Source organism: Nocardia sp. NPDC052001 (assembly GCF_040680615.1).
Classification (GTDB): Bacteria; Actinomycetota; Actinomycetes; order Mycobacteriales; family Mycobacteriaceae; genus Nocardia.
The window spans coordinates 144,322-161,410 of record NZ_JBFAXC010000003.1; the positions used below are offsets into that span (position 1 = coordinate 144,322).

Here is a 17,089-nt window from a genome sequence, read left to right on the forward strand (position 1 = left end):
TCCCTTCGAATCCTGTGCCGATCGGTCATCGGCGACGGATTCGATCGTGTCCCCGATCGACGAGCTCGGGAAGACCGCACGTTCGAGTGTGGTTGCTTACCTCGAGGTTCGAAATACGGTCAGGAGGACGCGGTGCCGAGTTCGGGTGACACGGATCACCAGGTGTGCGGAATGTCCATCGCCATCGACGTGGTCGGCGGCAAATGGAAGATGCACCTCATGTGGGTGCTCGGCGACGGACCGCGGCGCTTCGGCGAAATCCGCCGCCTGCTGTCCGGGGTGAGCGAGAAGGTGCTCGCGGAAAACCTGCGCCACCTGGAGGCCAGCGGTGTGGTGCACCGCGAGATCTACCCGGAAATTCCACCGCGCGTGGAATATTCGCTCACCCCCATCGGCCAGGAGCTGAACCGCGCCCTGAGCACCCTCGAAAAATGGGGCAACGACCACCGCGACCAACTCACCGAACACACCCCCGCACTGGCGGTCTGACCACCGTCAGCGCACGATCCGCTCTCCGATCCGCCGCACCAGCTCGGCCGCATCGGCCATGCAGCGAACCGGGTCGGGTTCGAGGTCGGTGAGAGCGTAGGCGGCGGTGAATCCGGCCGCGCGCAGTTGGTCCGGGGTGAGTTGGACGCGACCGGCGACGGCCACGATCGGGACTCCGGCGCGGCGGGCCGCGGTGGCAACGCCCATGGGAGCCTTGCCATTCAGGCTCTGGGCGTCGAGCGAGCCCTCACCGGTCACCACCAGATCGGCTCCCGCGAGCTGCGCCGGGAAATCCACCAGGTCGAGCACCACGTCTATGCCCGAGCGCGGGACCGCGCCCAGCACCGCCATGGCCCCGAAACCGGTGCCGCCCGCCGCACCCGCGCCGGGTTTGCCCGCCCATTCCGGGCCGAGCAGCATCGCCCAATTCGACAGGGCCGCTTCGAGAATCGCGACCTGCTCCGGTGTCGCGCCCTTCTGCGGGGCGTACACCGCGGCCGCACCGTCCGGTCCGAGCAGCGGGTTGTCCACATCGCTGGCGAGGGTGATCCGGGTATCGGCCAGCGCCGGATGCAGACCGCTCCGATCGACCCGATCGTCGGGACCGAGAAGCGTTCCATTGCAAGGCAATTCGGTGCCGAACGCATCGCGAATCCGCAAGCCGAGAGCTTCCAGCATGCCCGCGCCGCCGTCGGTGGAGGCACTGCCGCCGAGGCCGAGCACGATCTCGCGCACACCGTGATCCAGCGCGTGCGCCATGACGACGCCGAGACCGTAGGTATTCGCACCCAGCGGATCCGGTTGTCCGCCGGGCAGTTTCACCAATCCCACGACCGCCGCGAGTTCGATCACCGCGATACCGCCGCGCCGGGCGTACGCGGTGGATACGGGCACACCCGTCGGGCCGGGCGCTTCGAGCGCGATCCGCTCCCATCCCGCGGCGAGGAACGCGTCGACCGTCCCGTCGCCGCCGTCCGCGACCGGCAACCGCCGCACCTCGGTGCCGGGGGCGGCGCGTTCGATACCCGCCGCGAGCGCCGCGGCCACCTGGGCGGCGGTCAGCGAACCCTTGAATTTATCCGGGGCGAGGATCACCCGGCGCGGTCCGGCGTGTGTCATTTCCACAGTGTGATCATTGTTCGCCCGTCCGGCATCCGCACGCCCGCGCGATTGTCCGGCGGGTGCGCGACACGCCCGAAGCCGGGTAATTCGGATACGGACAAATAGCCTGGCAAAGGCGTTAGCGTCGACGTATGCCGAGTGAGTCGAACGCGTCTGTCGAGGTCCGCAAGAATGCCGAACTTGATCGCTTCGAGCTGTATGTCGACGGCATGCTCGCGGGTGTCGCGGCATATCAGGACACCGCCAATGAGCGCGCCTTCGTGCACACCGAAATCTATCCACAGCATGAGGGCCTCGGGTACGGCCGCAAACTGGTGCAGGGCGCACTCGATCAAACGCGCGATGCCGGATTCGGGATTCTGCCGATGTGCCCGATGGTGCACCATTTCGTGGAATCCCGGCCGGAGTACCTGGCCCTGGTCCCGCACTGGTCCCGGGAACGGTTGAATCTGCCGCAGCAGTAACCGGATCGAGGTGTGACGGGGCTCAGTACGCCTTTACGGCGCCATCCAGGGCGGTCTGCAATTCATCGCGGACGATGCGGGTGATCTCGGCCGGTTTGGTGGGGAGCTCGGGCACCGGCACACCGAAATAGAAGCTGGCCGACTTCGCCTCTTCCTTGGTGGGTTCCACCTTGGGGTCGACGCGCGGTCCGTAGCTCAGGCCCAGGCTCACCAGCACCGGATCCGCGCCGAGCTTCTTGGCGCGGAAGGCGATGTGCCCGATACCCGTTCCCACCGCCTGCACCTGTGCCGGGTCGACGTCATTGCAGGTGCCCTCGGGGAACACCGCCACCCCGTCGCCGCGCGCCATGCGCTCGGCGCAGATGTCGATCATGCGCTGTCCGGCCGCGTTCACCGCGCGCAGTCCGTGGTCCTTACCTCGGAAGACCGGGATCCCGCCCATCATGTCGATGCGGGCGCGCAGCTTCGGTTCCAGGAACAACTCGTCCTTGGCCAGCACCCGGGTCCGCCCGATCACCGGCCGCAGCGCGCTATACCAGGCGGCGGCCGCGACCGTGTACGGATCCAGCTGCGAGAGGTGGTTCACCGCGATGAGCAGCGGCCGCTGCTGGGAGATCAACTCGCGCAGCCGTTCCCGCGCCCCCGGCGCATACGAGATGCGCGGCCGATAACGCCGCCCCAGCAGCCAGTACGCCGCCCGCGACTTCAGCAGATTCTGCTGATGATCACGATAGAAGTCGTACACCGCATCGCTGTTCTCGAGGACAACCTCGGGCCGTTCCATGCCGTCACCCTAACCCGGTTCGATCGCCGTCCACAGGGCGAGTTTTCGCCCGCGACGACCGCCGGGCGACGGCGTAATTGCGCACGTCCGAAATTTGGCCACGCAATTGTGGTGCGGCGGTGCGATGATGGCTGGGTGGCACGCGCAGAGGAACACGGTGACCGTTCTCGACGCGAATTCCGGCATGAGGATCAGGTGGTTCGCCCTGGCACTCTGCTGGTGTCGGCGACGGACCTGATCGAGGCATCCTTCCGGCGCAGCATTGTGTACATCATCGAACACAACGACGCCGGCACGCTGGGCGTGGTGCTGAATCGGCCCAGTGATACCGCCGTTCACGACGTACTACCGAATTGGGCGGATCTGGCGGCGTCCCCGCGGGCGCTGTTTCTCGGCGGCCCGGTCAAACGCGATGCCGCACTCTGCCTGGCGACCGTGAAGGTCGGTGTCACCTTCACCAAGGTGCCGGGTCTGCGCCGGGTGGACGGCCGGGTGGCCCTGGTCGATCTGGATTCGGACCCCGATGTCATCGCCCCCATGGTGGAGGGCATTCGAATTTTCGCCGGATATGCCGGCTGGACCTTCGGGCAACTCGAAGGCGAATTGGATCGCGGTGACTGGATAGTGCTCTCGGCGCTGCCGAGCGATCCGCTGGCGGGTCGCGTGGATCTCTGGGCGCAGGTGCTGCGCCGTCAGCCGCTGCCGCTTTCGCTGCTGGCGACGCACCCTATCGAATTGGAACGAAACTGATCTGAACCGCAGGCACGGTCTGTGTCGTGAAGGGTGCGGAGGTGACCGATGCCCGACGACCAGGCGGCGTTGCTCAAAGTGCTCTACGAGGAGCACGCGGCAGCACTGTGGAGATATACGTTCGGCCTGGTGGGCGATCCCGGCCGGGCCGAGGACATTGTGCAGGAGACGCTGCTGCGGGCGTGGCAGCGGCCGAATGTGCTGGATCAGTCGACCACGTCGGCGCGGGCCTGGCTCTTCACGGTGGCCCGTAATCTGGCGGTGGACGAGCATCGCAGCGCTCGCTCCCGGCGGGAGTTCCGCACGGATCATCCGCCGGAGCAGCCGACGCCGGATCAGTCGGACCGCGCCCTGGACGGCTGGCTGGTCGCCGACGCGCTGGCCCGGTTGAGCATCGATCACCGCGATGTCATCGTCCGCGCCTACTACCGGGGCCTGTCCACCGCGCAGATCGCGGGGGAATTGGATATTCCGGAGGGGACGGTGAAGTCCCGTATGCACTACGGCATGCGGGCACTGCGTCTGGTGCTACAGGAGATGGGGGTGACGAGATGACGGAGGGCCACGACCTCTGTGACGGCTACACCACGTGGGACGGTGCGTACGTGCTCGGCGCTCTCGCCCGGGACGAACGCCGCGAGTACGAGGAGCATCAGGCCAATTGCGAGCACTGCCGCACCGCGGTGGCCAAGCTGGCCGGATTGCCGGGACTGCTCGCGCTGGTCGATACCGATACCGCGCTTTCCATTGCGGGACAGGAGGATCCGGCCACAGCGGTACCGCCGCCACCGGATCGGCTGCTGCCCACGATCGCCGGACAGGCGGCGAAAAGGCAACGGCGGCGCAGGTTTCTGGCGATCGGTGGTGCGGTGGCGGCGGCCGCGGCGGCGGCCGTGATCGCGGTGCCGGTGACGGCCGCGGTGGTCGGCGATCGCCCGGCGATCGAGCAGGTGGTCGCGCAGGGCGCATTACAGGCGCAGGTGGACACCCCGATCGTGGCGACCTACAAACTGCTGTCGGTGAATGGCGCTACGCGCGTGGACATGTGGTGCAACTACCCGTCCTCGGAGGAGTACGACACGTACGCCTGGCAGCTGTCGCTGTGGGTGGTGCGCGCGGACGGGACGCAGTCCAAACTCTCGGAGTGGACGGCGAAGCCGGGGCAGGTGTTCACACCGGACGGCACCACTTCGGCCACACCGGGTCAGGTGAAGACGGTGCAGATCCGCAATGCGTCGGGCAAGGTACTGCTGGCCGCGGGCGTCTGAACGCACGAGGACGGCGCACCCCTGGCGGGTGCGCCGTCTTCGCTTCGCGCAGTGCCTATTTCGGCTCTGGCGGTGGCTATTTCAGCTGGTCTTGCGACGGAAGGCCGAGGTGGACCAGAAGTAGCCGACACCGCCCAGCAGTACACACCAGCCGATCGCGAGAATCCCGTTGTGCCCGATCTCGGTGCCCATCAACAGCCCGCGCAGGGTTTCGGTGATGGGGGTGAAGGGCTGGTATTCGGCGAACTGCTTCACCCCGGCGGGCATGGTGTCGGTGGGCACCAGACCGCTGCCGAGGAAGGGCAGCATGATGATCGGGGTCGGCATATTGCTGGCGCTCTCCGGATTCTGCGCGATCACGCCGAAACCCGCTCCGACCCAGCTCAATGCGAAGATGGTGAGCCCGAGCAGACCGAACGCGGCCAGCCATTCCAGTACGCCCGCGTCATGGGAGCGGAAGCCGAGCGCCAGCGCCACCACGGTCAGCACGCCGATGCCCGCCAGGCCCTGTAGCAGGCTGCCGAGCACGGTGCCGGTCAGCACCGACGAGTGCGAGATATGCATGGTGCGAAAGCGATTCACGATGCCCTTGGTCATATCCGAGCAGACCGAGACCGCGATGCCCGCGACCATGTACGCGGGAATGATGAGCATCATGCCGGGCGTCAGATACTCGATGTACTTCTGACCACCGGTCGCGCCCTTCAGCGCGCCGCCGAAAATGTAGTTGAACATGAGCAGCATGACGATCGGCATGATCAGCAGGCTGACCGTCATGGCGGGATAACGCTTGGCGTGCACCAGATTCCGGCGCAGCATGGTCTTGGAGTCGGCGATGGTCATGGCCATGGTGGTCATCGGGCGTTTTCCTTATCGGTCGAGTGGCCGCCGGTGAGGGCGAGAAAGACGTCATCCAGATCGGGCGTGTGCACCGACAGGCCCGCGGGTTCGATGCGCGCGGCATCGAGGCGGTCGATCACCTCGCGCACCGAGCGCACGCCGCCGTCACTCGGCACGGCGAGCGTGAGATCACCGTTGACCTGCGAGGCATCACCCAGAACGGCTGCGGCGGCGGCGAGTTCGGCACGATCGTGGAAATCGAGCCGGACGTAGCCGCCCGGCACCCGGCGCTTGAGTTGATCGGGTGTGCCCTCGGCGACCAGTCGCCCCTGATGCAGTACCGCGATGCGGTCCGCGAGTTGATCGGCCTCCTCCAGATACTGCGTGGTGAGGAAGATGGTGACCCCACCCGCGACCAGTTCGCGAATGATGTCCCACATGGAGCGGCGGCTGCGCGGATCCAGGCCGGTGGTGGGCTCGTCCAGGAAGATGATGCGCGGATTCCCGACCAGCGTCATGGCCAGATCCAGGCGGCGGGTCATACCGCCGGAGTAGCTGGACGCGACCTTGTCCGCGGCGTCCACCAGATCGAACTTCTCCAGCAGATCCGCTGCGATGCGGCGGCTTTCGGCGCGCGGCAGATGGTGCAGGTCACCCATGAGGTGCAGGTTCTCCCGGCCGGTGAGCAGTTCGTCGACGGCGGAGAACTGTCCGGTGACGCCGATGGCCGAGCGCACCTCATCCGGCTGGGTCGCGAGATCGTAACCGCCGACGCTGATTTCGCCGCCGTCGGATTTGATGAGGGTGGACAGGATCTGCACGGTGGTGGTCTTGCCCGCGCCGTTCGGGCCGAGCAGGGAGAAGATGCTGCCCTGCGGGACGGTGAAGTCGATGCGGTCCAGGACTATCTGTTCACCGAAGGATTTGCACAGGCCGGTGACCGCTATCGCCGGGGGGCGGTGGTCGTTCATGGGTGTCCCTCTCATCAATGGGTATGCATGAATGCATGCGTCGGGTGAGCCGTGTCCGCCGAGGCGTGCGGACAAAGCGGGTTATTCAGTTGTGCGGCAGTACTTTTGGGCTAGCCGACGATCAGATGTCGAGTTCTTCGATATTCGAGTGATCGGAGGCGTCGACCACGCGGGCGTAGAGGCGGTCCGGGATCTTGCCCTTCAGGTCATCGATGGATTCGACGACCTCGAAATCGAAATCGCCCCAATCCTGTTCGCCGACACCGAGGAAGCGCCGCCACTGCTTCCAATCCTTGAGGATGTTGGTGTCGGCCGGGAATTCGCTCCAGTTGGAGAAGTGGCTGTGCACCGCGTACGCGCCCTTGCGTGTGCGGTACACCCGGATGTCTTCGATGCGCTCGTTGCCCACCTGGTGCCATTCGGTCAGCAGGACGCCGGAGAAGCGGATCTGCCGGACTCCGTCCTTGCCGACCTTGAGGACTACCTCGTCGTAGCCCTGTTGGCGGCCTTCCTCGATTTCGATGAAACGCCGCAGCGCCGTCACGATCGCCCCCGACAGATTTCCCCCCACCAGCTCTTGCGCGCGCTGAAACAGCTTGAGGTCCTCATCGGATACGTAGATCGTCTTGTTCGGCATGAGCCAACTATACGTAGACGTATACATACATTGCAAGCCCCACTCCAGAGACCCTTCGGGGCTTCGCCCCCGAACCCCCGAAGGGCCGGACGCGGCATCTGATTGAACCGGCAACAGCTCGGTCTCGTATCTCGGGTAACAGACTCGGGACTCCGGTGTCAGGCACCGAAAGGAGCCGCCTCATGCACAACGGAACACGGGTCGTGGACTACCTGGTCAGAGCGGTCTCCGAGGTTGGCGTGCGGCATTTCTTCGGGGTGGACGGCGCGAACATCGAGGATCTCTACGACGCGGCTTTCGATCATCGCGAGTTGGTGACGGCCGTTGTGGCCAAGCATGAGTTCGCGGCGGCGACCATGGCGGACGGGTACGCGCGGTCCACGTCCGGATTCGGGGTGGTGTGCGCGACGTCCGGGGGCGGGGCCGTGAATCTGGTGGCCGGGCTCGCCGAATCGTTCGCGTCCCGGGTTCCGGTGCTCGCGCTGATCGGGCAGCCGCCGACCGTTCTGGAGGGCAAGGGCGCCTTTCAGGACACGAGCGGGCGGGCCGGCGCGTTCGACGCGGTCCGGCTGTTCACGCCGATCTCGCACTACTGTGCGCGCGTCGAAGCCGCCGCCGACCTGCCCGCTCACCTGACCCGCGCGTGCCACGCCCTGAATCAGGGCGGACCGGCGGTGTTATTGCTGCCCAAGGATGTACAACAGGCCGAATTGACCGCCGCGGAGTTCACCCCGCCCGAGCCCGCGTACCGGCGCGATACGGCCAGCCTGCGCCGGGTGCTGGACACCATCACCGCCGCCCGGAAGCTGGGCAAGGTGGTCATCATCGCCGGTGATCAGGTCGCTCGCGATGACGCGCGCCCGGAACTGGCCCGGCTGGCCACGCTGCTGGACGCCGCGGTGGGGGTGGCCCCGGACGCCAAGGACGTCTATCACCACGGCGATCCCGGATTCTGCGGCATCGCGGGGAGTATGGGCCACCCCGAGCTCATCGACGCGCTGCAGCGCGCCACGCTCTGCCTGCTCATCGGCACCCGCATGCCGGTCACCGCACGGGCGGGGCTGGAAGGTCCGCTGGCTGAGGTGCCGCTCGCGAGCATCGGGGCCGAGGTGCCGTTCCTGTCGGCGATTCACGCTCGCAGCACCGATCTGGCACTGACCCTGGCGGAGCTGCGCGGCGAATTATCCACACCCGCACCGATTTCCATCCTCCGGCCGTTCACCACCCCCGCTGTGGACAACACACCGCAGGTTGTGGAAACCGGGATGCTCACACCGTTGGAGGTACCGCCGTCCGACGGTCCGGGCCTGCGCTATCGCGAGGTGGTCGAAACCATCAACGCCGCACTTCCCGAGGGTGCGGACGTCTTCGCCGATGCCGGGAACACCGGTGCGGCGGTGGTGCATCACCTGCGATTGCCGCGGGACGGACGCTTCACGGTCGCCCTGGGGATGGGCGGTATGGGCTATGCCTTCGGCGCGGGTATCGGCTCGGCGTTCGCCCGGCACGAGCGCGCGGACGGAAGCACCCGGCGCACCTTCGTCATCGCCGGTGACGGTGCGTTCTTCATGCACGGCATGGAGATTCACACCGCGATCGAACATCGGCTGCCGATCACCTTCATCGTCTTCAACAACAACGCACATGCCATGTGCATAAGTCGCGAACAGCTGTACTACGGGGATCGCTACAGCTTCAACAGATTTCGGCCGGCGTATCCGGGCGCCGGTCTGTCCGCCATGTTCCCGGATCTGTGCACACACGCACCCATCACCCGGGCCGAGCTCGCCGAATCCCTTCGGCATTGCGTCGGCAGTTCCGGGCCGTCGTTCATCGCCGTCGACTGCGATCCCGACGAAATCCCGCCCTTCACGCCGTTTTTGACGGCTCCGAGGAGGTAATCGTGACCACCAGCGCCCTGCCCGCACTCAGCGATATCCCCGAGGGGGTGGTGCCCGGACTGCTGCGTATCGAGAATTCCGATCGCGAGGCCACCACACCCGTCATTCTGGAGATGCTCCGGTCGGTGTATCCGCACGACCAGATCTTCGGCGACTACTGCCCGGTCCAGGGCTATATCGACGCCCCGCCCCGGGATCTGTACGAATACCTCGCCGACACAAGGTCTTTGGAGGAGTGGACGTACAGCCTGCGCGGTTTCACCGAAACCGCGGAACCCGGGCTGTGGGAATCGTATGACCGGCTCGGCCCCAATACCAAGATCTACACCCGCACGGTCGCCAATCCCGATGCCATGACGGTGGATTACCACTGCGCCTGGGATCAGGGCGAGCACCTGTGGATGATCTATCTGATGCGGGTGGTGGACGCGCAATTGGTGTTCGACAAGCCCGGTTCGGTGGTGCTGTGGACGAACTGCCATCACCCGTTCTACGACCGGAATCCGTACCAGGACAAGGCGCCCGAGGGCCGCAAGGTGTGGGTCGGCGATTTCTGGGAGATGTTCTCCGCCGGGCATCAGCTGGAACTGGACAATCTCAAGGCGATTGCCGAGTACCGCGCCTCGCACGGATTGCCCATCACCCCCGACTGGATGAAATAGGCAGGCGCGTCATGGATTTCACGGACCCCCGTCTCACGACCCCGCCCCCGGTCAGCCTGGTCGACGTGGCCAGCTATCTGCCGGGCGAGCCGGTCGGGACCGAATACTTCACGCAGTTCTCCCGCTCGGAACGAATGGCCAAGAACGTCATGTTCCGCGCCCCGAAGGGACGGCATCACAAGGGCCGCGACGAAACCGTGGTCGATATGGTGGAGCGGGCCGTCGCACCGCTCATCGAACGCCATGGGGTGCAAGAGCTTTCGAATATCGACATCCTGCTCACGCACACCCAGCTGCCGGACAATCCGGTGCTCGGCGCGGGCGGTGAGGTGGCGCGACGGCTGAATATGAACCCGCGCTATGTATTCGATGTGCACAATGGCGGCTGCGCGGCCTTCGTGCACATGATGTGGCTGGCCCGCACCATCATGCAGACCACCGACGCGCGCACCGCGCTCATCGTCGCCACCCAGAATTGCGCGGGACCGGTATTCACCCAGCCCGAGATCCGCAAGCTCGCACAGGCTCCCGTACCCGGTGACGGTTGCGGCGTCGGATTGCTGGTGAAGAACGCCAGCGCGCCGATTCTCGATATCGAATGCCGCACCTACCCCGAATTCGCCGGGGATATGGAATTCACCACCGGCTCGGACCGCAAATACTGGGAACCCGGCGAGGGCGAGGGCTGCGTCAGCTTCACCGAATCCAAGGTGGCCAAGGTATTCGCGCGCGGCAACCGCCTGGTCCCGGAGGTGGCGCACGAGGTGTGCAAGCGCATCGGGGTGAAGAGCCAGGATATCGACACCCTGGTCACCAATCAGCCGAACCGGCTCTTCCTGCGCAATTGGCATGATGCGCTGGAACTGCCCGCCGAACGCCATCCGGACACCTTCGATCAGTGCGGAAACCTTTTCGCCGCGGGCATTCCCGTCACCCTCGACACCGAGAACGAGGCGGGACGGCTGCGCAACGGGTCGGTGGTCTTGCTGTCGGCCTTCGCGCACGCGGGAGATTTCGCGGGCGCGGCGGCGGTGCGCTGGGGCGCGGCGCGATGAGTGCGCCCCTGGAGCAGTACCGCTTCGAAACCGTTCGCTTCGACCTGAGTTTGAGCGAAAACCCCTTCACGCCACTGCCTTCGGTGCTGCGGGCGGTGGATGACTCTCTGGTGCAGGCGAATCGGTATCCGGAGTTCCTGCCGCACCGGTTGCCATCGATCATCGCCGACCATATCGGGGTGGATCCCGGCCAGGTGGTGGTCGGTTCGGGCGCGACCGGGGTGGCCATGCAGATCATGCAGACCCTGCCGAAACCCGGTGCTCGATTCGTTTTCGCCACACCGACTTTCGACGGATATCCGATCATGAGCGGTATGGTCGGGCTGCGCTCGCAACCGGTTGCCCTGGACGGTCACGGCCGTCAGGACCTGTGGGCCATGGCGCGGATGATCAACGCGGACACCGGACTGGTGGCGGTGTGCCGCCCGCACAATCCGACCGGGACCGTCATCTCGGCGAGCGAGTTGAAGGCTTTCCTGTGCACGGTTCCGGCCACCGTGCCGATCATCCTGGACGAGGCGTATATCGAATTCCTCGGTGCGGCGGACGCGCTGGACGCCGTGGAGTTGGTTCGGCGGCATCCGAACGTGCTGGTGCTGCGCACCTTCTCGAAGGCGTACGGGCTGGCCGGGCTGCGCATCGGATACGCGTTCGGAGCACCGGCGCTGGTGCGGCGGGTGCGGCGGCTGCAATTGCCGTTCGGGGTGCAATCGGCGGCGGTGGCGGCGGTGACCGCCTCGTACGCGGCCGAGGCCGAACTCGGCGAGCGCATCCTGCGCATCACCACCGAACGGGAAGTGCTGCGAACAGCACTGCGGCGCAACGGTATTCGAGTGCCGCGCAGTAGCGCGAACTTCCTCTATCTGCCCGGGCGCGAGGTGGCCCCGGCATTGGCGCGCGCCGGAATTGTGGCCAAACGCTATCCGGACGGCAGCGCCCGCATCGCGGTCGGTGATCCGGTCGCGGGCCGCGCGGTGCTGCGCGCACTCGCCGCCCGCCCGTCCACCGGTGCGCGACCGCTGCGCCGCGACGACAGCCGGGTGCTCTCGCTCACGGTGCGGTCCGAGCCCAGCGTTGCGCGAGCGCCGCACAGGTGATCAGCTGCACCTGATGGAAGATCATCAGCGGCAGCACGATCAGGCCGATGGGGTGACCGGCGAACAGCACGGTCGCCATCGGCAGGCCGGTGGCCAGTGACTTCTTCGAACCGCAGAACACCACCACGATCCGATCGCCGCGATCGAAGTGCGTGGCCCGGCCCAGCGCGGAGGTCACGCCGAGCACGATCGCCAGCAGCGCGCACAGCACCACCACCAGCAGCAGAATCCGCCACGGCGACATGGCATGCCAGATGCCCTCCACCATGCCCGCGCTGAACGCGCTGTAGACCACCAGCAGGATGGAACCGCGGTCCACCAGTTTGGTCGGCTCGGCGTAGCGGGACAGGAAACCCTTCACCTTCGGGCGGATCAACTGGCCGACGCAGAACGGGACCAGCAGCTGCAACACGATGTCCAGCACCGAGGACAGGTCGACCCGGGCCTGCCCGGTGGTGTTCATCAATAGGATCACCAGTGCGGGCGTGAGGAATACGCCCAGCAGATTCGACAGCGTGGCGCTCACGATCGCGCCCGCCACATTGCCCTTGGCGATCGAGGTGAACGCGATCGAGGACTGCACCGTGGACGGCACCAGGCACAGGAACAGCAGACCGGTGTACAGATCCTCGGTCAGGATGTGCGGCACCAGCACCCGCGCGGCAACGCCGAGAATCGGGAAGAGCACGAAGGTGCAGGCCAGCACGGTGAGGTGCAGTCGCCAGTGCTTGAGGCCGGTGAGCGCCTCCTGCGAGGACAGGCGCGCGCCGTACAGCAGGAACAGCAATGCGATGGCAATCTTCGTCAGCCAGCTCACGATATCGGCGGCATCGCCCCTGGCCGGGAAGATGCTGGCCAGACCGACGACCGCGAGAATCGACAGAATGAACCCGTCGATGTAGAACTTGCTGAGAAATCGCACCGAATCAGGCTAATCACCCGATATCCGAGTTATTAACACCGCACCCGGACGGCAGCGATACTTGTGATGATCGACTGACCAGACTTCTCGAGGGTGGGGAATCGCCATGGTCCCTTGGACCACACTGGCCGCGGCCGCGCGCCCGGCCGCCGATACGTGGGGAATCTCCGGCCCGGCCTTCCTGGCCGCGTACGCGCTGCTGGGATTCGCGGCCGTCCTGTACGGATTCACGCGGCGCGCCAGCGTCATTCGTGCCGATCACTCACGCGCGCACCTGGCCAACGCGCTGACACCGACCGAAACCGCCATGCTCTTCGACGACCAGCGACCGGTGCTCGCCGGGCTCGCACAATTGCGCGGCTACCACCTGATCGATTCCAGCGGACAGCCCACCCGCTCCCCCACCGACACCGAAACCCGTGCGCTGGATCCGGTCTCGCGCACCATGCACCAGTACCTGCTGAGCGCGGATCAGCGGCAGCGGCATGTCATCCACCTGGCGGGCGCGACCCGCGCACCGATCACCTCATTGCGCGCGGTCCTGACCGATCGGGGCTATCTGATCGGCGGTGAACAGCGCAAATCCCTGCTGCTGGCCGCACTTCCGCTGTGGGCGCTGCTGGTGCTGGGCATCGTGCGAGTCATCGCGGGCATCGCGAACAACCACCCCATCGGATACCTCGCCCTGCTGATCATCGTGGTGGCGATCTGCGCGTTCCTGGTGCAGCGCGCCCCGCGCCTGACCCGCGCCGGCCGCGCCGCCAAACAGGAATCGATGCGGCGCAACGGACATCTGCGCCCCGCCAACGCCCCCGCCTACTCCGCCTACGGCCCCGACAGCGCCGCCCTGGCCGCCGCGCTGTTCGGCGCGGGCGTCCTCTGGAGCCTCGACCCCGGACTGGCGGGAGCCACCGGAGCCCTCGCCTCCGGCGGTATCAGCGGCTCCGGCGGCAGCTGCTCCAGCTCCAGCGGCGACAGCGGTGGCGGTGGCGATTCGGGCAGCAGCTGCGGCAGCAGTTGCGGCGGAGGTGGCTGCGGCGGCGGGTGCGGCGGATGACCACCCCGCTGCCCGCGGGGACGATCGGGATCGGGTGGAGGCGCGAAATCTGCGGCATGATCGCGGCACTCGATGGCATCGGGTTCTGCGAGGTCATCGCGGAATCGCTGGTGAGCGCGGGGGCGGACCGGCCGCGATGGCGTCGCGTTCGTGGAACTCGGGGAGCGATTGCCGTACCCGAGGAACTCGCCGCACTGATCGCGCGGGGTATACCCGCAGTGCCGCATGGGATTTCGCTGTCGCTCGGCGGGGCGGAGGCTGTGGATGAACGGCGGGTCGCGCATCTCGCGGAGTGTGCGCGGGCACTGGGTTCACCGCTGGTGAGCGAGCACATCGCGTTCGTGCGCGCGGACGGGGTGGAGGCCGGGCATCTGCTGCCGGTGCCGCGCACCCGCGAAGCGCTGAACGCATTGGCGCGCAATATCTCCCGGACGCAGGCCGAACTCGACGTGCCGCTCGCGGTGGAGAATATCGCCGCGCTGTTCGAATGGCCGGACGCGGAATTCACCGAGGCGGAGTTCCTCCGGGAGTTGGTGGAGCGCACCGGCGTCTACCTGCTCATCGATATCGCCAACCTGTATGCCAACGCGCGCAACACTTCTCGCGATCCACTGACGGAATTGCTGCGACTGCCGACCGAACGCCTCGCCTACTGCCATATCGCGGGCGGTCACGAGGTCGGCGGCCGCTATCACGACACCCACGTGCACCCGGTCCCCGCCGAGGTGCTGGCGCTGGTGGCCGAATTCACCGCGAACCGCCAGGTCCCGCTGATGCTCGAACGCGACGGAAACTACCCGCCCGCAACCGAACTCATCGCCGAACTGAACGCGATCGCCACCGCCTCCGCCCGCCCGGCCATCACGTCGCGCCACGCGCTCCCGGCATGATCGAGCACCCGGAATCGGACGCCGCGGCTCCGGACAGCGGGACGATCGGTGAGACGACGCCCGGCACCCTCGCCGAGCGGCAGGCGGCACTGGTGCGGGCGCTGGTCGCGGGAGCGGCCACTCCCCCGGGGTTCGACGCGGGCGATATCTCAGCGGCGGCGCACGCGCTGCTGCACAAGCGGGCCGAGGAAGTGGCGCATCGCTTTCCGGTGCTGGCGCACAATTGCGGGCCGGAATTCACAGCGAGGTTCATGGCGTGGGCCCGGACTCGGCCCAAGGTCGGCACTGCCGCCGATGCCGCCGCGTTCGCGGCCGAGCTCGGGCTCGCTCCGCCACGCCGGAATTGGCGAGATCGACTGCGCCGCAATCACCGCTGACGTCGGCCGGCTTCGACGGGATGATCCGCCGGGTAAGCGATAGATGCACGGGTGCTAATGTCCGTACCTGTTTGCTGGATGTCCTGCCCATCTCGGAAAGGAAGTTCCATGTCACAGGTTCACACTGCTCATAGTGGACACGATCACGTCCACGGGCCAAGTTGCGGCCATGTTGCCATTCCGCATGGCGATCACGTCGACTACGCGCACGACGGGCATTTGCACCGGGCGCATGACGATCATTTCGATGAGTGCGAGCCCGCCGGGCACATCACGCATGACAGCCACGATCATGAGCACGGGCCGAACTGCGGGCATGTGGCGGTGCCGCACGGGGATCATGTGGATTACATCCACGACGGTCATCGGCATGCGGCGCACGCCGGGCATTACGACGATCACTGAGTCGCACGGGCGGTCGCGCGGTCGCGGCCGCCGGTGCGCGATCATTCGATGATGGCGTTCTTCGGACGAGATCCCGAGCGCGGTTTCCGGGTGAATGCGGCCCCGGCGACCGGCACCCGCAGCCGTGTCCTTGTTCGATTCACCTGTGCCGGTAGGGATTTCGTGCTCCGGCAGACGATCATCGCGCCGAATGGCCAGAGCGGCTGGCATTTTCACGACGGCACCCTGTTCGTGCTGGTGACCGGCGGGCCGCTGGATCATCCGGCAACCGATTGCGTACCGGTCGTCAAACCACCGTGGCGAATCTTCCGCGAGCCGAGCGGGGCGGGCCACGCACACCTGGCCCGCAATCCCGGACCGAAGCCGGTGCGGCTCACCGTGCTCTATGTGAACCCGGCGGGCAGTCCGCTCTCCCGCAGCATCCCGGCTCCGGAATGCGCGCACATCCCCGAACCGGGTGATACCGCTCACTGAGGCATGCTGGCCTGATGATCGAGGTACTCACCGTCGCGACGGAGCAGGAGCTGGCCGACGCGTACGCGATTCGCATGAAGGTGTTCGTCGCCGAGCAGGGTGTGCCGCCCGAACTCGAACTCGATGAGCTCGACGCGGTCGCGGATCATTTCCTGGCCCGGTTCGACGGGCAGCCGATGGGAGCGGGCCGTTTGCTGGTGCGGGAGGACGTCGGCCTGCTCGGCCGCCTGGCGGTACTGGCGGAATCGCGCGGCACCGGTCTGGGCGTGGCGCTGGTGCGGGCCATCGAGGAGCGGGCGCGCGAGCGCGGGTTGGTCGCGATCGAATTGCATTCGCAGACCCACGCGCAGGGATTCTATGAGCGACTCGGGTACCAGGCGTACGGCGAGATCGGCGATGACGCGGGCATCCCGCACATCTGGATGCGCAAGAACCTCGGCTAGTACCCGGAGATCAGTTGGCGGCGGGTTCGCAGGCGTCGCGCAGCGAGCAGGAACCGCACGCGCTGCCGCAGCCACCGGCCGGTTCCGCCGGGGCGGCCGCTTCGAGGGCCTTTTCGGCCGCGAGCGCGCCCGCACCGAGGGTGAAGAACGAGATGACCACGGCCAGCACCGCGATCAGCAGACCCGCGATGCCACCGCCGACCAGGGCGACCGCACCACCCGCGGCGAGCAGCAGCCCGGCCACGATCGAGGTGGGCGCGGCCACGCGATTGGCCAGCTTGAAGTTCTCCTCGGACTCGATCGCCTGCTCGGAGTGAATCCCGAAATAGCGGTTGCCGGGGAGCGTGCCGGTCAGTCCGAGCACTCCGGTGACCACGGCGACAGCCGACAGAACAAACAGAATCATCGCGACTACCAACACGGTGCTCAATTTACCTCCGCTTCGCTCCGGCAGGGCCCGCGGCCCGGCGCGTGCAGGGTT

22 protein-coding genes are annotated in these 17,089 nt (G+C 66.7%); 15 read left to right on the plus strand and 7 right to left on the minus strand.

Annotation, left to right across the window (positions count from 1 at the left end; all coding sequences use genetic code 11):
- The first annotated feature begins 132 nt into the window (after positions 1-132).
- A complete protein-coding gene (locus tag AB0L82_RS16075) occupies positions 133-489 on the plus strand; it encodes a helix-turn-helix domain-containing protein (RefSeq protein WP_364636452.1) in 357 nt (118 codons plus the stop codon).
- A gap of 6 nt (positions 490-495) precedes the next feature.
- On the opposite strand, the gene AB0L82_RS16080 is transcribed toward AB0L82_RS16075, so the two are convergent.
- Positions 496-1,608, minus strand: a complete 1,113-nt coding sequence (locus tag AB0L82_RS16080; RefSeq protein ID WP_364636454.1) for a glycerate kinase — start codon at positions 1,606-1,608, stop codon at positions 496-498.
- A 134-nt stretch (positions 1,609-1,742) separates the two neighbouring features.
- On the opposite strand from AB0L82_RS16080, the gene AB0L82_RS16085 reads away from it, so the two are divergent.
- A complete protein-coding gene (locus AB0L82_RS16085; RefSeq protein WP_364636456.1) occupies positions 1,743-2,075 on the plus strand; it encodes a GNAT family N-acetyltransferase in 333 nt (110 codons plus the stop codon).
- A 22-nt stretch (positions 2,076-2,097) separates the two neighbouring features.
- Here the strand turns inward: AB0L82_RS16085 and AB0L82_RS16090 are convergent, their stop codons facing one another.
- Positions 2,098-2,859, minus strand: a complete 762-nt coding sequence (locus AB0L82_RS16090; protein WP_364636458.1) for a lysophospholipid acyltransferase family protein — start codon at positions 2,857-2,859, stop codon at positions 2,098-2,100.
- A gap of 135 nt (positions 2,860-2,994) precedes the next feature.
- On the opposite strand from AB0L82_RS16090, the gene AB0L82_RS16095 reads away from it, so the two are divergent.
- The 3 genes from AB0L82_RS16095 to AB0L82_RS16105 are packed head-to-tail and all read left to right on the plus strand — an operon-like array spanning position 2,995 to position 4,877.
- Positions 2,995-3,609 (plus strand): YqgE/AlgH family protein, encoded by a 615-nt coding sequence (locus tag AB0L82_RS16095; RefSeq protein ID WP_364636460.1) that lies wholly within the window; start codon positions 2,995-2,997, stop codon positions 3,607-3,609.
- A gap of 48 nt (positions 3,610-3,657) precedes the next feature.
- Positions 3,658-4,164, plus strand: coding sequence for a sigma-70 family RNA polymerase sigma factor (locus tag AB0L82_RS16100; RefSeq protein ID WP_364636462.1), 507 nt, complete (start codon positions 3,658-3,660; stop codon positions 4,162-4,164).
- Positions 4,161-4,877, plus strand: coding sequence for a zf-HC2 domain-containing protein (locus tag AB0L82_RS16105; protein WP_364636464.1), 717 nt, complete (start codon positions 4,161-4,163; stop codon positions 4,875-4,877). Before AB0L82_RS16100 ends, AB0L82_RS16105 begins: the two co-directional genes overlap by 4 nt.
- A gap of 81 nt (positions 4,878-4,958) precedes the next feature.
- Here AB0L82_RS16105 and AB0L82_RS16110 read toward each other — a convergent pair whose 3' ends face one another.
- From AB0L82_RS16110 to AB0L82_RS16120, 3 genes are all read right to left on the minus strand, one after another.
- On the minus strand, positions 4,959-5,735 hold the full coding sequence (locus tag AB0L82_RS16110; protein ID WP_364636466.1) for an ABC transporter permease: 777 nt from the start codon (positions 5,733-5,735) through the stop codon (positions 4,959-4,961).
- Positions 5,732-6,688 carry an ATP-binding cassette domain-containing protein gene (locus tag AB0L82_RS16115; protein ID WP_364636468.1) on the minus strand — a complete coding sequence of 319 codons (957 nt, stop codon included), beginning with the start codon at positions 6,686-6,688 and terminating at the stop codon, positions 5,732-5,734. Before AB0L82_RS16115 ends, AB0L82_RS16110 begins: the two co-directional genes overlap by 4 nt.
- 121 nt (positions 6,689-6,809) lie before the next feature.
- A complete protein-coding gene (locus AB0L82_RS16120; RefSeq protein WP_364636470.1) occupies positions 6,810-7,325 on the minus strand; it encodes an EXLDI protein in 516 nt (171 codons plus the stop codon).
- A 182-nt stretch (positions 7,326-7,507) separates the two neighbouring features.
- On the opposite strand from AB0L82_RS16120, the gene AB0L82_RS16125 reads away from it, so the two are divergent.
- From AB0L82_RS16125 to AB0L82_RS16140, 4 genes are read left to right on the plus strand one after another with little or no spacing between them, the layout of a single operon-like run.
- Complete coding sequence (locus tag AB0L82_RS16125) at positions 7,508-9,226, plus strand: thiamine pyrophosphate-binding protein (RefSeq protein ID WP_364636472.1); 1,719 nt, start codon at positions 7,508-7,510, stop codon at positions 9,224-9,226.
- A gap of 2 nt (positions 9,227-9,228) precedes the next feature.
- Positions 9,229-9,888, plus strand: coding sequence for an SRPBCC family protein (locus tag AB0L82_RS16130; protein ID WP_364636474.1), 660 nt, complete (start codon positions 9,229-9,231; stop codon positions 9,886-9,888).
- Between the two features lie 11 nt (positions 9,889-9,899).
- Entirely contained in the window at positions 9,900-10,943 is a 1,044-nt protein-coding gene (locus AB0L82_RS16135) for a 3-oxoacyl-[acyl-carrier-protein] synthase III C-terminal domain-containing protein (protein ID WP_364636476.1), read from the plus strand.
- Positions 10,940-12,040 (plus strand): aminotransferase class I/II-fold pyridoxal phosphate-dependent enzyme, encoded by a 1,101-nt coding sequence (locus AB0L82_RS16140; protein WP_364636478.1) that lies wholly within the window; start codon positions 10,940-10,942, stop codon positions 12,038-12,040. The genes AB0L82_RS16135 and AB0L82_RS16140 overlap by 4 nt, the downstream gene beginning before the upstream one ends.
- Here AB0L82_RS16140 and AB0L82_RS16145 read toward each other — a convergent pair.
- Positions 11,994-12,962, minus strand: coding sequence for a bile acid:sodium symporter family protein (locus AB0L82_RS16145; RefSeq protein ID WP_364636480.1), 969 nt, complete (start codon positions 12,960-12,962; stop codon positions 11,994-11,996). The two genes, AB0L82_RS16140 and AB0L82_RS16145, sit on opposite strands and share 47 nt — an antisense overlap.
- 106 nt (positions 12,963-13,068) lie before the next feature.
- On the opposite strand from AB0L82_RS16145, the gene AB0L82_RS16150 reads away from it, so the two are divergent.
- The 6 genes from AB0L82_RS16150 (at position 13,069) to AB0L82_RS16175 (ending at position 16,608) form a co-directional block, all read left to right on the plus strand.
- Positions 13,069-14,019: a TIGR04222 domain-containing membrane protein gene (locus tag AB0L82_RS16150; RefSeq protein ID WP_364636482.1), complete on the plus strand. Its 951-nt coding sequence runs from the start codon at positions 13,069-13,071 to the stop codon at positions 14,017-14,019.
- Positions 14,016-14,909: a DUF692 domain-containing protein gene (locus AB0L82_RS16155; protein ID WP_364636484.1), complete on the plus strand. Its 894-nt coding sequence runs from the start codon at positions 14,016-14,018 to the stop codon at positions 14,907-14,909. The genes AB0L82_RS16150 and AB0L82_RS16155 overlap by 4 nt, the downstream gene beginning before the upstream one ends.
- On the plus strand, positions 14,906-15,286 hold the full coding sequence (locus AB0L82_RS16160) for a hypothetical protein (RefSeq protein WP_364636486.1): 381 nt from the start codon (positions 14,906-14,908) through the stop codon (positions 15,284-15,286). Before AB0L82_RS16155 ends, AB0L82_RS16160 begins: the two co-directional genes overlap by 4 nt.
- A gap of 108 nt (positions 15,287-15,394) precedes the next feature.
- Positions 15,395-15,691, plus strand: a complete 297-nt coding sequence (locus AB0L82_RS16165) for a hypothetical protein (protein ID WP_364636488.1) — start codon at positions 15,395-15,397, stop codon at positions 15,689-15,691.
- A gap of 51 nt (positions 15,692-15,742) precedes the next feature.
- Positions 15,743-16,165 (plus strand): hypothetical protein, encoded by a 423-nt coding sequence (locus tag AB0L82_RS16170; RefSeq protein ID WP_364636490.1) that lies wholly within the window; start codon positions 15,743-15,745, stop codon positions 16,163-16,165.
- A 14-nt stretch (positions 16,166-16,179) separates the two neighbouring features.
- Positions 16,180-16,608: a GNAT family N-acetyltransferase gene (locus tag AB0L82_RS16175; protein ID WP_364636492.1), complete on the plus strand. Its 429-nt coding sequence runs from the start codon at positions 16,180-16,182 to the stop codon at positions 16,606-16,608.
- A 10-nt stretch (positions 16,609-16,618) separates the two neighbouring features.
- Here the strand turns inward: AB0L82_RS16175 and AB0L82_RS16180 are convergent, their stop codons facing one another.
- A complete protein-coding gene (locus AB0L82_RS16180; RefSeq protein ID WP_364636494.1) occupies positions 16,619-17,014 on the minus strand; it encodes an SdpI family protein in 396 nt (131 codons plus the stop codon).
- Positions 17,015-17,089 lie beyond the last annotated feature (75 nt).

Coding starts and splice junctions, on each gene's coding strand:
- AB0L82_RS16080 (WP_364636454.1), bottom strand. CDS start 1,608: ATGACACACGCCGGACCGCGCCGGGTGATCCTCGCCCCGGATAAATTC.
- AB0L82_RS16085 (WP_364636456.1), top strand. CDS start 1,743: ATGCCGAGTGAGTCGAACGCGTCTGTCGAGGTCCGCAAGAATGCCGAA.
- AB0L82_RS16090 (WP_364636458.1), bottom strand. CDS start 2,859: ATGGAACGGCCCGAGGTTGTCCTCGAGAACAGCGATGCGGTGTACGAC.
- AB0L82_RS16100 (WP_364636462.1), top strand. CDS start 3,658: ATGCCCGACGACCAGGCGGCGTTGCTCAAAGTGCTCTACGAGGAGCAC.
- AB0L82_RS16105 (WP_364636464.1), top strand. CDS start 4,161: ATGACGGAGGGCCACGACCTCTGTGACGGCTACACCACGTGGGACGGT.
- AB0L82_RS16110 (WP_364636466.1), bottom strand. CDS start 5,735: ATGACCACCATGGCCATGACCATCGCCGACTCCAAGACCATGCTGCGC.
- AB0L82_RS16115 (WP_364636468.1), bottom strand. CDS start 6,688: ATGAACGACCACCGCCCCCCGGCGATAGCGGTCACCGGCCTGTGCAAA.
- AB0L82_RS16120 (WP_364636470.1), bottom strand. CDS start 7,325: ATGCCGAACAAGACGATCTACGTATCCGATGAGGACCTCAAGCTGTTT.
- AB0L82_RS16125 (WP_364636472.1), top strand. CDS start 7,508: ATGCACAACGGAACACGGGTCGTGGACTACCTGGTCAGAGCGGTCTCC.
- AB0L82_RS16135 (WP_364636476.1), top strand. CDS start 9,900: ATGGATTTCACGGACCCCCGTCTCACGACCCCGCCCCCGGTCAGCCTG.
- AB0L82_RS16140 (WP_364636478.1), top strand. CDS start 10,940: ATGAGTGCGCCCCTGGAGCAGTACCGCTTCGAAACCGTTCGCTTCGAC.
- AB0L82_RS16150 (WP_364636482.1), top strand. CDS start 13,069: ATGGTCCCTTGGACCACACTGGCCGCGGCCGCGCGCCCGGCCGCCGAT.
- AB0L82_RS16155 (WP_364636484.1), top strand. CDS start 14,016: ATGACCACCCCGCTGCCCGCGGGGACGATCGGGATCGGGTGGAGGCGC.
- AB0L82_RS16160 (WP_364636486.1), top strand. CDS start 14,906: ATGATCGAGCACCCGGAATCGGACGCCGCGGCTCCGGACAGCGGGACG.
- AB0L82_RS16165 (WP_364636488.1), top strand. CDS start 15,395: ATGTCACAGGTTCACACTGCTCATAGTGGACACGATCACGTCCACGGG.
- AB0L82_RS16170 (WP_364636490.1), top strand. CDS start 15,743: ATGGCGTTCTTCGGACGAGATCCCGAGCGCGGTTTCCGGGTGAATGCG.
- AB0L82_RS16175 (WP_364636492.1), top strand. CDS start 16,180: ATGATCGAGGTACTCACCGTCGCGACGGAGCAGGAGCTGGCCGACGCG.
- AB0L82_RS16180 (WP_364636494.1), bottom strand. CDS start 17,014: ATGATTCTGTTTGTTCTGTCGGCTGTCGCCGTGGTCACCGGAGTGCTC.